This window comes from Citrobacter sp. wls706 (assembly GCF_005281305.1).
GTDB classification, from domain to species: Bacteria; Pseudomonadota; Gammaproteobacteria; order Enterobacterales; family Enterobacteriaceae; genus Citrobacter; species Citrobacter werkmanii.
This window is the reverse complement of the sequence record NZ_SZXG01000022.1, coordinates 1-219: the sequence shown is the minus strand read 5'-3', so window position 1 is coordinate 219 and position 219 is coordinate 1. Positions and strand designations below refer to the sequence as shown.

The 219-nt window shown below is 42.0% G+C and carries 1 rRNA gene; it reads right to left on the bottom strand.

The features are described from left to right. Nucleotides 1-79: ribosomal RNA gene (locus FDW92_RS04875) — 16S ribosomal RNA — on the bottom strand; the annotation flags it as partial. Nucleotides 80-219: the final 140 nt, after the last annotated feature.

Sequence of the window (219 nt, the reverse complement as noted above, 5' to 3'; positions counted from 1 at the left end):
CTCTGTGCTACCGTTCGACTTGCATGTGTTAGGCCTGCCGCCAGCGTTCAATCTGAGCCATGATCAAACTCTTCAATTTAAGTTTGATGCTCGTGAATTAAACTTCGTAATGAATTACGTGTTCACTCAGAGACTTGGTATTCATTTTTCGTCTTGCGACGTTAAGAATCCGTATCTTCGAGTGCCCACACAGATTGTCTGATAAATTGTTAAAGAGCA